We start from the raw sequence: 11,846 nt of genomic DNA on the forward strand, positions 1-11,846 counted from the left end.
TCTTAAATTTTTTTAAAATTTAACCTGGAGTATATGTCCTCTCAGACTCTGGATCTTTCGTTGAGTAAGGTAATTTTAAAACTTCATTCCAAAATTCTTCTGGTATATCTGTTTCAGCCCAAGAAATATTTTTTTCAATACTCTGAACACTAGTAACACCACAAATGGTAGATGTTATTCTTTTATCTTTCATTGAAAACTGTAAAGCTGCAGCACCCATTTCAACATTATATTTCTTACAAACTTTTTCTATTTCTCTAGCTGGTGCAAGTTTTTCTTCAGTAGCATCCTGGTAAGTTATTTTTTTAAAATTACTTGGACCTTTTGCCAAAACACCGCCCGCGTAAGGGGCAGCGTTGAAAATAGATATATTTTTACTATAAGCATAACTGTACATTTCATCCGCTTCTCTATTTAACAAAGTGTATCTGTTGTGATTTATTATGACATCAAAGTCCCACTTTCTTAAGATTGGGAACATAATATCTATTCTTCCCATAGCTAAACCAACTGCTTTTGCCAAACCTTCTTCTTTAATTTTAAACAGTTCATCCAATGCTCCATCTTTTTTAGTTACGTCATTTATATCTTTTACGTATTCTGGGTCATGAAGAAATAAAACGTCTACAGAATCAACGTTTAAAGCTTTTAAACTTTCTTCAACAGACTCCCTTGTTCTTTTTTTATCAAGAACTAATGTATCCATATTTCTATCGATTTTAGTTGATAAAACAAAGTTTTCTGGCCATCCACCATTTTCTTTTACTGCTATACCAATTCTTTTTTCACTTTCTCCCATTGCATAATTTCTTGAAGTATCAAGCAAATTTACTGGACCTTGAAAAAATCTTTTTAGCGTTTCCTGAGCTCTTTGTTCAGGTACTTCATAACCGTAAGTATCTGGCATACTACCTAAAGAGGAGGTTCCAAAACTCAATTCAGTGACTTCAACACCAGTATTTTTGATTTTATTTTTTTTCATAAATTATATTTTAAGTTTATAAAACTTTTTTGCATTATTATAAAAGATGTTTTGTTTTTCATCTATACTTAAATCTTTAAGTAAATTTGTTGCTGCATTATACCATCCTGAATAATTTGTTCTTAAGTTACAGACAGGCCAATCAGATCCCCACAAAATTTTTTTATCAGTAAATAGATTTAATATCTCATCTACATATGGTTTTAGATCTTGCTCAGTCCAATTTTCGCAGGCTTCTGTGACCATTCCAGAAAATTTACAATATACATTTTCTAGCTTAGATAATTTGTTCATACCTTTTTGCCAATGAATAAATTCTTCTTGTTTATTATTACAGATTTTTGGTTTCATTAAATGATCTATGATAAATCTTAGAGAAGGATATTTTGTAGCAATTTTGTAAAAATTTTCTAAGTGCACTGGAAATCCTAGTGCATCAAAGCTTAAATCTAAATTAATTATATTTTTAAAAAAAGTATCAAAATTTTTATTTAAAACCCAATTTTCATCTGGAATATCTTGTATCATAGGTCTTACTCCAAGAAATTTAGGATGTTTTGAGAAAATTTTTAATTGTTCTAATTGATTTTGGTCTTCAAAATTCACCCAACCAATAACTCCACAAACTAAATCAGAACCTTCAGCAATATTTAACATATATTCAGTTTCTGCATTAGTTGCTGCAGCTTGAACTAAAACAGTTTTGTGTAAATCTATTGAGTCAGAAACTTGAATTAAATCTTTAACTTCATATTTTTGATTTAATATTGGATTGTCTTTTGGCATCCAATGATAATCACCCCTTGAAGGATCCCAAAAATGTTGATGTGAATCAATAACTTTCATAAGTTATTATAAATTAGGTTCACTCTCCCAAAATGCTTTCATCTAAAATCTTAGTGTCATATGCTGAATAAGAATGCCATCCCGCAACTGTTTGATCAAAATCAACAATACTTCCAGTCATAATACCCGACTCATCTGAGCACAAAAAAGCTAAGATCTTAGCAACATCCAAAGGTTTGTTTAATCTTTTAAATGGAACTTTGGCTTCAGCTTTTTTTAACCAGTCATCATCTGCATTATGAAATTTTTTTTGAATTACGGTTTCTGCTGGCGTATCTGTCCAACCTAAATTTACACCATTCACTCTTATTTGGTGCCCAGATATTGAATTTGCAACATTTTTAATCATTATAGCTAATGCTGCTTTAGAAGAGCTGTAAGCAGTTAAGAAAGGCATACCACTATATCCAGCCATTGATAAAATATGAGCAATAGTTCCTTTTTTTTTATCTCTAATCATTATTTTTATAACATCTTGCATCATAAAAAGAGGAGCTTTTACATTTACATTAAAATTTTTGTCATAATTTTCCTCTGTAGTGCTTAAGATCGTTCCTCTTTCTGTAAAAGCAGCAACATTAATAAAACTATCTACAGTGTTGAATTTTTTATCAGTCTCAGAAACTATTTTTTTACAATCTTCAAGTTTTTCTAAATCAGCTTGAACGTATAAGCATTCCACGTCCATACTTTCTATTTCAGCTTTTACCTTGTTTCCTTTCTCTTTATTCCTTCCACAGATAGTTATTCCTTTAGCACCTCTGCTTGCAAGCAATTTTGCTGTCTCAGCTCCACTACCTTGAGTACTTCCTGTTACAATTATTATTTTATTTTTAAACTGGTTAGCTTGATCAGATATATATTTATTAGTCATAAAATTTAAAGTTATATAAATAACTAAGCCCAATATAAAAATTGGGCTTAGAAACTTTTAAGAAGAATAATGATTTTATCCCGCAATACAAGATCCAATGTTTGGCTTCATACAAACATCAAGACCTGTATAGATTGCTTTTAGTGATGGGTTGTCAAATTTTAATGCTTTACCATCTACTATATCTTTAAGAACATACATAGCTTTGTAGCCCATCATATAAGGTTGTTGACCTACTTGACCATGTGTTCTTCCAGCATCTAAATCTTCCATTTGCATTGGAAGAGTATCTGCAATTACAACAGCAGTTTTCATAGAACCAATTCTATCTGCGTGCTTTTCAGCAACTCTTCTGAAAGCTTTAGATACGAATTGAGGAAAACCTCCAGTTGGTACAAATGCTGTTAGGTTTGGATGTTTTGCAAAGATATCTTCCATTTGTTGTACAGAAAGAGGGAAATCATCGTTCGTGTACAGAGGACATCCGCTAGCTTCAGTCCATCCATTTTCACCTTTAAGAGCTGCACTAGGATAAGTTCCTGAATCTGCTCTTCCAGCAATAGTGTCTCTTATTCCTGACATTCTTTCATTGTGGTTTGCAGCTGCAGCACCACCAGATTGTATACAAATTTCACCACCGTTAGGTTTTAACATCATAACGATTTGCGCAAGATATACACCAATGTCATAGTTTTTTGTTCCAACATAAGCTGCTCTTAAACCAGCATCTTTAGTTAAAAGATCTGAGTCCCAAGTAATAATTGGAATATCTGTTCCTTTAACAGCTTTTGCCATTGCAGCCGCATTAGAAGATGCAACAGCAATTCCATCAACACCTTTAGCGATTAAATCTTGAACAATTTGAACTTGTTCTTGTTCAGTATGCTCTCCAGGTCCAATGTATAAACATTCTATCCCACCAATTTCTTTCTCAGCAACTTTACAACCATCTCTCGCTAAATCAAAAAACGGGTTGTTCATAGCTTTTGGAACTAATGCAAAAACTTTATCAGCTGCATATGAAATTCCAGAAATTGATACAAAAATAAATGCTAACATTGCAATTATTGTTTTTCTCATATTTCTCTCTCTCTATTAGTTAGTTAATTTATTAAACAAATACTATTTAGAATGAGTCTTAGTTTCAAGTAAAATGATGTAATACAACTAAAAAGTGATACATCAAATGATTGATTTTACATCATTAAATGATACCATGTTTGCATGAAAAATCATTGGAAAAATGTCTCTATAAAGAAAATTTCTGATGAGTCAGGGTATGGTACAGCGACTGTAGATAGAGTTTTAAATAACAGAAAAGGGGTGAGTAAAAAAACTAAAGATAAAATCTTAAAAATTTTAAATAACCTTCAAAACGGAAATAATACAAATCAAACTAAAAATATTTTAATTTGTAGTCAATCAGGACCTTCATATAACAAGACTCTTGAGGAGAGTTTAGATAAAATTAATAATGAAATTTATAAGTTTAATCTGATAAAATATTTTATTCCTGCAAAGGAATTTAAACCTAGTCAATTTGTAAAAATTTTAAAAGAAACTTCAAAGTTTGATGCAGTGATTATAGTTTCACAGGAGGATCAAAATATAAATAACGAGCTAAGTAAAATTGCAAGTGAAGGAAAACCTGTAATTACATTAACCACTGATTTTCCAAATTCGAGCAGATCAGCTTATATAGGTAATAATCAATCTAATGCCGGATCTACTGCTGCAAATATAATTGGAAAAAATGTTGGGAAAAGATCAGGTTCAATTTTGATGGTCATGAGTATGCCATACAGGTGTCAACAGGAAAGAGAGCTAGGTTTTAGAAAAGTATTAAGATCAGAATTTCCAAATCTTAAAATTAAAGAAAGTGTTTTTAATTTAGATACATCGGAACAAAGTTACAAATATGTTAAAAAATATATTAAAGAAAATGGACCACCGTTAGGAATTTATAATATTGCTGGAGGAAATTTAGGTGTCGCAAAAGCAATTAGTGAAATGGATGTAAAAGATCATATTGTATTTGTAGGTCATGAACTAAATAAAAATTCTAGAGATCTTTTAGAAAATAATAAAATGGATTTTGTTATAGGCCATGATGTTGAATTAGAAATTAAAGTTGCATTTGATAAAATTTTAGATTTTGAGAAAAATTCAGATAATCAAAATTCTTTTTTTTCAGATATATTAATTTTCAACAAATATAATTGTATGGATAAAAAAGTTTATTAATTAATTCTTCTTATTTTTAACTTTTTCCAACCAAACCGCACCTACGATAAATATTCCTAAAAATGTTCCTTGCCAGTAAGGGTCAATTCCAGCCATTAGAAGACTGTTTCTAATTGTTTCCATTAATGCAGCACCAATAAATGCCCCAAAAGTACCACCAACACCACCCATTAAGTTAGCACCACCAATAACTGTTGCTGCAATAACTCTTAATTCATAAGTATAACCTAAAGCATTAGTTACAGAGCCCATCCATCCAACTATCATAACAGCAGAAATTGCCGCAAATAGTCCACTGATCATGTAGACTGACATTTCAATCCATCTCGTGTTAATTCCAGATAATTCAGCAGCTTTTTTATTACTACCAACTGCAAAAACATGTTTGCCATATGAGGTATATTTCAATACTAAACCCATAACTATCGTAAGAAATATTAATAACCAAGTTGCGTTAGCAAGACCTAGCATTGAACCTCCTCCAATTTCATAAAACATTTCATCTTTAGGTCCAAATTCATAAAACATTTTATTGTTTGAGACTACTAAAGCTAAACTTCTTGCAGCAGCCATCATTCCTAAAGTGACTACAAAAGGAGAAAGTTTAACATAAGCAATTAGATATCCATTTACTGCACCAATTAATGTACCAGCAAGTAAAGCTAAAATTATTGATACCCAAACATAAACTCCTTCAAAATATGAGGCTTTGGAATACCATTCAGGTAAAAATTGAGCATCCAAAAATAAACCACATATAACTCCTGTAACACCCATTATTGACCCTACAGACAAATCTATACCAGCAGTAATAATCACAAATGTCATTCCAATTGCCATTATTCCGATGAAAGAAAAGTTTCGTGTAATATTAAAAAGATTATCTTTGCTAGAAAAAGCATCTTCTACAAAAAACATAATAAAACAAATCCCAAATAAAGCTATTGTTACCCAAAAAGATTGTTCAGAAACAAGTTTTTGTAATAAATTTTTTTCAGTCTTAGAGATTATTTCTTGATTAAATTTTACTGAACTCATACTCTATCTATTGCTCCTGTAATTAAGCCTGTAGCTTCTTCTGTAGAAGAATCTTTTATATTTTTTTCACAAACTTTTTCACCTCGTCTTAATACTACTAGCTTGTCGCATACTTCAAATATATCTGGCATTCTGTGACTAATTAACATCACAGCTATTCCTTGATCTTTTAATCTTTTTATAAGATCTAATACTTCAGCAACTTGTCTAACACTAATTGCTGCTGTTGGTTCATCCATTAAAACTAATTTAGGATTTGTAAGTCTTGTCCTTGCAATAGCCACAGCCTGTCTTTGTCCACCAGACATTTGCATAACTAAATCTTTTGGTCGAGTTTCGGATTTAAGTTCCTCAAATAATTCAGAGGATTTTTTAAACATTGCAGGATAATCCAAATACTTAAATGGCCAAATACCCTTTTGTATCTCTCTACCTAAAAAAACATTAGATGCTGCAGTCAAATGATTACAAAGAGCTAAGTCTTGATAAACTACCTCAATACCAGATTTTCTTGCATCTATTGGTTTTTCAAATGATACAGTATTATTTTCAAACTTTATTTCACCATCTGAAGGTTTAAAATTACCAGCTATAATTTTTAGTAGTGTAGATTTACCCGCTCCATTATCACCCATTAATCCTACAGTTTCAGCTTCTTTAATATCAAAACTAACCCCTGTTAAAGCCTGTATGGCTCCAAAATTTTTTTCTATATTATTTAAAGAAAGAATGCTCATTTTAGAATTTTACATCTACAACTTTGCCACTTTCAAATGATTCATATGCTGCATTAGCTATTATTAAAGCGTTTCTCCCATCTTCAAATCCTACTAATGGTTTTGTTTTATCTTCAACACATTTTACAAACTCATTAAATTGATCTCTGTAAGCTTGCTCATATCTTTCAATAAAAAAGAAATGTATGGGCTCTTTTTCATTTGTAGATGTACTTGTGTATCTTTCTAAAGAAGTTGGGGTTTGATTGTTTGAAATTACCATACCTTTGCTTCCAAACACTTCTACTCTTTGGTCATATCCATAAACTGCTCTTCGAGAGTTATTAATATGGATTAAAACTCCTTTTTTTGATTTTAGAATAAACATTGCTGTATCTAGATCTTTTTCTTTCTGTGAATTTTTATCAAACAAAGCACCTCCAAATGCAGATATCTGAACTACAGGATCATCCCCTAAAATAAATCTAGTCAAATCGAAATCATGTATAGTTGTATCTCTAAAAAATCCTCCTGCAGCTTTTAGATAGTCAATCCCTGGGGGCTCAGGATCTCTACTTGTAATAACAACCATTTCTAATTCTCCAATTTCTTTATTTACTCTTGCTTGTTGAGCTTTTGCATGACTTGCATCAAATCTTCTATTAAAGCCGATTTGAATAGGAACGTTTGTTCCCTTTATATTTTCCATGCATTTATTTACTTTATTGATATCTAAATCAATTGGCTTTTCACAGAAAATTGCTTTTCCTGCTTTTGCTGCCATTGTGATAAATTGAGTGTGTGTTGGTGTAGCTGAAGCGATAAGAACTGCATCTACATCATCTGAATTTATTGCTTCCTCAGGTGAAGATGCAATTGAACATCCTGTTGATTTTGATACTTCTTTAGCAAATTCTGAATTAACATCATATATATATTTTAATTTTGCATTCGGATGTGCTGCAATAAATTTAGCATGCATTTTTCCAATTCGTCCTGCTCCCATTAAAGAAAAGTTAAGCATAAGAATATAGAACAGAATTAAAAAATAAAATCAAGAAACATTTTTAAATGATGAATTAAACATCAAATTAAATTATAATTTTCTTGATGCACAAAACATCATAATTTAAAAATAAATTTAACTTTTTAAATAATTAATATGTCAGTAAAATTAGGAATAGCACCAATTGCATGGAGTAATGATGATATGCCTGAATTGGGTGGTGATACTCCTTTAGAACAATGTTTGTCTGAAGCTAGTCAGGCAGGATTTATTGGAATTGAATCTGGTGGTAAATTTCCAAAAAAATCAGAAGAATTAATTCCAAAACTTACCGAATTTAATCTTAATTTATGCTCAGGTTGGTATGGAGCTAATTTAAGAACAAATAGTGTTGATGAAGAAAAAAATCTAATTCAAGATCAGTTAAAGCTTTTTAAAGATTGTAATTCACCATGTATGGTTTTTGCTGAAGTTTCTGGCTCAATTCAAGGAGATCCAAATCGAAAATTATCTACAAGACCCCAAATGGATCTTGAAGAATCTAAAAAATATTATGAAAAAATTTCAGAAATGGGAAAATATCTTGAAGACGAAGGTATGCCGCTTGCTTATCATCATCATATGGGAACCGTAATAGAGACAGAAGAAGATACAGTAAGATTACTTGAAAACACTCATGATAGTGTAAAACTAACATTAGATACTGGTCATATGTTATTTGCTCAGGGGGACTCGTTAAAAATATTAAACGACTTTAGCGAAAGATTAATTCATATGCATTGTAAGGATATTAGAAAAAATGTTTTAGAAAAATCTTTAAAAGAAGACTTAAGTTTTAGAGGAGCATTTTTAGAAGGTGCATTTACAGTTCCAGGTGATGGATGTATTGATTACAAGCCTTTATTTGATGCGTTGAAAGAAAAAAATTATTCTGGATGGTTAGTAGTAGAGGCAGAACAAGATCCTGCAAAAGCAAATCCATTTGAATATGCAAAAATAGGTTACAAGTATTTAACCGAAACTTTAAATCTTAGCGGTATTGAGATTTACAAAAGTTAACTTTCAATAAAAATAAACCTAAACTTTAAGATTAATTTCTTACTACAGTCTTACAATTTTTGATTTTTCCAATGTATCATCGAAATAATCAATTATATTTTGAATTGTTTCTACGCCCATTCTTGTCATACATTCATCAGTAAATGCTGCTGTATGTGGACTTAAATAAACTTTTTCATTCTTTAAAAGAGGATTATCATTTTCTGGTGGCTCTTGTTTGAATACATCAATTCCTGCTCCAAATATTAAATCTTCATTTAAAGCCTTATCAAGATCTTCCTCATGAATAATTCCACCTCTTGCAGCATTGATGATGATGCAGTTTTTCTTCATCGTTTTAAGTAAATCATAATTAATAAGATTTTCTGTTTTTTCTGTTAAAGGCATATGTAAAGATATTACATCCATTGTTTTTACTGCTTCTTCAAGATTATCAACTTTTTTTCCACCAAGCTTCTCTATTGTATCTTTATCTACAAATGGATCATAAACGAATACATTCATTTCAAATCCTAAACATCTTTTGATAAGTGCTTTACCGATTCTACCAAATCCCATAATTAGGAAATTTTTTTTCCATACTTCAATAGTCTTGGGTAATTTATTTCTATCTTTAAAATTACCTTCTTTAACTGTTGTATGATAAAGCTCTCTTCTTTTTGCAATATTTAGCAAGACAAACATAACATGCTCTGCAACTGTAACTGCATTTGCATTAGCTGTAATAGCAATTTTGATATCTCTTTCTTTAGCTGTTTTTAAATCAATATTATCGTAGCCAACTCCATGTCTAGATATTATTTTAAGATTTTTAGCTTCGTTAATTACCTCACCTGGTAGTTTTGCTATTCTAATTGAAGCACCATCACAATCTTTTATTTTTACCTTTAAGTTTTCTACTGAAACATCGTCAGTTACCTCTACATCAAAATCTGGATGGTTATTAATTAATTCCATGCCTTTATCATGAACTTTTTGGATAACTAGAATTTTCTTTTTATTACTCATAATTTTATTTAAGCTTTTCTGTTGAAGGCTTTTCTAATACGAAAAATATCTAACAAAGTAAAATAGTTTTTTAAAAAGTTGTAATTATTTTCTTATTAAAATAAATTTAGTTGTGAATTTAACTATAAAAACTCTACTTTACATTTTTAACTTTCTTGAAAAGATAAATACTTTTTTTCTAAGAATTGGAAGACAATTTGCATGGATCGCAATTTTTTTAATGGTTGTCGTAATTATGATCCAGGTTTTTTTTAGATATATTCTCAACAACGCATTACCTTGGCCTGATGAAGTTGCGAGATTTTTAATGCTATGGATGACAGGGTTAATTGCTCCTTCAGCTTATAGGTGGGGTGGTTTTGTCTCAATTGATATGCTGGAAAGATTTTTACCTAAAATCATATCAACTTTTTTAACCTTATTTTTATTGATCATATCTTTATTTGTTTTGATCATTGGACTTGAATTAGGTTTGAAACACATTAATGCTGGATGGATATTTAATTCAGCTTCAATTAAAATTCCATTTAATTTAATTGGCGGCAAAGCAGAGCCAATAAAATTAGCCTGGATGTATATGTCGTTACCTGTTGGAATTGTTTTTTTAATTTCAGTAAACATAGAGTTAATTTTAAGAAACTTTTTAAGTAATTTTACAAAATTAGAGTTACCTGAAGATTTAGATAAACAAAAATTGGAGACACAATAATGTTAATTTGGTTTCTCCCTTTATTTTTATTATTTTTGTTAATTGGATTACCAGTATTTTTTGGATTGTTGGCTGCTCCTGGAATTTTACTTTGGTTGAATGATCAATCTAGAGATGGAGCAATGCTTTATAGAAATATTTACAATGGTATTGATAGCTTTCCTTTAATGGCAATTCCTTTTTTTATGTTAGCTGGTGAGCTAATGAATAGGGGAGGAATTACTCAAAGGTTAGTAGAATTTAGCCAGGCGATGATGGGGCATTTAAAGGGTGGCTTGGCTCATGTTAATGTTTTAACTTCAATGCTCTTTGCCGGCTTATCTGGATCTGCAGTTGCAGATACTTCTGCAATTGGTTCAATGTTAATTCCTGCAATGGAGAAGCAAGGTTATACTAAAAAATTTTCAGCAGCAATTACCGCAGCGAGTTCAGTAATTGGTCCAATTATTCCACCTTCAGGAATAATGATTATTTATGCATACGTTATGGGAGAGAGCGTAGCTGCTTTATTCCTAGCAGGTATTATTCCTGGAATTTTAGTTGGTGTTAGTTTGATGGTTACAATCAAGTTTATGGCTAAAAGATATAATTTTCCTGCCGTAACAAAAAAGACAACATGGAGACAAAGAGGAAAAGCTTCTTTGAAAGCTTTTTTCCCATTAATGACTCCTGTTATAATTCTAGGAGGTATACTTGGAGGAATTTTTACTCCAACTGAAGCCTCTGCAGTTGCAGCTGCTTACGCAATGTTTATTGGTTTGTTTGTTTTAAAATCTTTAGAGTGGAAAGACGTACCAAAGGTTATGACAAAGGCTGCAATGGTTTCATCTGTAGTATTACTTTTGGTTGGTGCTGCAATGGCTTTTAAAACAGTTGTTAGCTTATCTCATGCACCAGAATATCTTGCTGAATTTGTTTTGGGATTAACTGATAATCCTTACATTTTATTATTTCTTATAAATATTTTACTTTTTGTTGTTGGAATGTTTTTAGATGCAGGTCCTGCAATAATTATTTTAGGACCAATACTAGGACCAGTGTTTGTAGAATTAGGTGTACATCCAGTTCATTTTGCAATTATTATGTCGGTTAACTTAACTGTTGGTTTAGCAACACCACCAATGGGTTTAGTTTTATTTGTTGCATCCTCAGTTTCTGGTGAAAGAGTTGAAACTATATCAAAAGCAATATTGCCATTTTTAGCAGTAGAAGCAATTGTAATATTTTTAATTACTTACTTCCCATCAATCTCAATGACCATCCCTTTACTTACGGGTTTTGCAAAATAATTTTAATTTTTAGATAATAGACACAGAGGTGCAATTTATGTATAGTTTCTATACTTAAATATATATTTAAAGAGA

General features: G+C 30.8%; 12 protein-coding genes. 4 read left to right on the forward strand and 8 right to left on the reverse strand.

Annotated elements, in window-relative coordinates; translation table 11 throughout:
* Positions 1 to 19 precede the first annotated feature (19 nt).
* From ACTTAW_RS03635 to ACTTAW_RS03650, 4 genes are all read right to left on the reverse strand, one after another.
* The gene (locus ACTTAW_RS03635; RefSeq protein ID WP_440651175.1) at positions 20 to 982 is read right to left on the reverse strand and encodes an aldo/keto reductase; all 963 of its coding nucleotides are present in this window, start codon (positions 980 to 982) and stop codon (positions 20 to 22) included.
* A 3-nt stretch (positions 983 to 985) separates the two neighbouring features.
* The gene (locus tag ACTTAW_RS03640) at positions 986 to 1,828 is read right to left on the reverse strand and encodes an amidohydrolase family protein (RefSeq protein ID WP_440651176.1); all 843 of its coding nucleotides are present in this window, start codon (positions 1,826 to 1,828) and stop codon (positions 986 to 988) included.
* Between the two features lie 19 nt (positions 1,829 to 1,847).
* Positions 1,848 to 2,702 (reverse strand): SDR family oxidoreductase, encoded by an 855-nt coding sequence (locus ACTTAW_RS03645; RefSeq protein WP_440651177.1) that lies wholly within the window; start codon positions 2,700 to 2,702, stop codon positions 1,848 to 1,850.
* Between the two features lie 75 nt (positions 2,703 to 2,777).
* Positions 2,778 to 3,782 carry a substrate-binding domain-containing protein gene (locus ACTTAW_RS03650; protein ID WP_440651178.1) on the reverse strand — a complete coding sequence of 335 codons (1,005 nt, stop codon included), beginning with the start codon at positions 3,780 to 3,782 and terminating at the stop codon, positions 2,778 to 2,780.
* Between the two features lie 144 nt (positions 3,783 to 3,926).
* Between ACTTAW_RS03650 and ACTTAW_RS03655 the strand changes: the two genes are divergently transcribed.
* A complete protein-coding gene (locus ACTTAW_RS03655; protein WP_440651179.1) occupies positions 3,927 to 4,946 on the forward strand; it encodes a LacI family DNA-binding transcriptional regulator in 1,020 nt (339 codons plus the stop codon).
* Here ACTTAW_RS03655 and ACTTAW_RS03660 read toward each other — a convergent pair whose 3' ends face one another.
* The 3 genes from ACTTAW_RS03660 to iolG are packed head-to-tail and all read right to left on the reverse strand — an operon-like array spanning position 4,947 to position 7,724.
* Positions 4,947 to 5,984 carry an ABC transporter permease gene (locus ACTTAW_RS03660; protein WP_262589493.1) on the reverse strand — a complete coding sequence of 346 codons (1,038 nt, stop codon included), beginning with the start codon at positions 5,982 to 5,984 and terminating at the stop codon, positions 4,947 to 4,949.
* Positions 5,981 to 6,721 carry an ATP-binding cassette domain-containing protein gene (locus ACTTAW_RS03665; RefSeq protein ID WP_440651180.1) on the reverse strand — a complete coding sequence of 247 codons (741 nt, stop codon included), beginning with the start codon at positions 6,719 to 6,721 and terminating at the stop codon, positions 5,981 to 5,983. The genes ACTTAW_RS03660 and ACTTAW_RS03665 overlap by 4 nt, the downstream gene beginning before the upstream one ends.
* 1 nt (position 6,722) lies before the next feature.
* Positions 6,723 to 7,724 (reverse strand): inositol 2-dehydrogenase, encoded by a 1,002-nt coding sequence (iolG, locus tag ACTTAW_RS03670; protein ID WP_440651181.1) that lies wholly within the window; start codon positions 7,722 to 7,724, stop codon positions 6,723 to 6,725.
* A 138-nt stretch (positions 7,725 to 7,862) separates the two neighbouring features.
* Between iolG and iolE the strand changes: the two genes are divergently transcribed.
* Complete coding sequence (gene iolE, locus ACTTAW_RS03675) at positions 7,863 to 8,765, forward strand: myo-inosose-2 dehydratase (protein ID WP_440651182.1); 903 nt, start codon at positions 7,863 to 7,865, stop codon at positions 8,763 to 8,765.
* 42 nt (positions 8,766 to 8,807) lie between these two features.
* On the opposite strand, the gene ACTTAW_RS03680 is transcribed toward iolE, so the two are convergent.
* Positions 8,808 to 9,773 (reverse strand): hydroxyacid dehydrogenase, encoded by a 966-nt coding sequence (locus ACTTAW_RS03680; RefSeq protein WP_440651183.1) that lies wholly within the window; start codon positions 9,771 to 9,773, stop codon positions 8,808 to 8,810.
* Between the two features lie 112 nt (positions 9,774 to 9,885).
* Here ACTTAW_RS03680 and ACTTAW_RS03685 point away from each other — a divergent pair, with 112 nt between their 5' ends.
* A complete protein-coding gene (locus tag ACTTAW_RS03685; RefSeq protein WP_440651184.1) occupies positions 9,886 to 10,482 on the forward strand; it encodes a TRAP transporter small permease in 597 nt (198 codons plus the stop codon).
* Positions 10,482 to 11,771 (forward strand): TRAP transporter large permease, encoded by a 1,290-nt coding sequence (locus tag ACTTAW_RS03690; protein WP_440614589.1) that lies wholly within the window; start codon positions 10,482 to 10,484, stop codon positions 11,769 to 11,771. The genes ACTTAW_RS03685 and ACTTAW_RS03690 overlap by 1 nt, the downstream gene beginning before the upstream one ends.
* The last annotated feature ends 75 nt before the right edge of the window (positions 11,772 to 11,846 follow it).

It is taken from the genome of Candidatus Pelagibacter sp. HIMB1495 (genome assembly GCF_052047955.1).
Taxonomy (GTDB): domain Bacteria; phylum Pseudomonadota; class Alphaproteobacteria; order Pelagibacterales; family Pelagibacteraceae; genus Pelagibacter.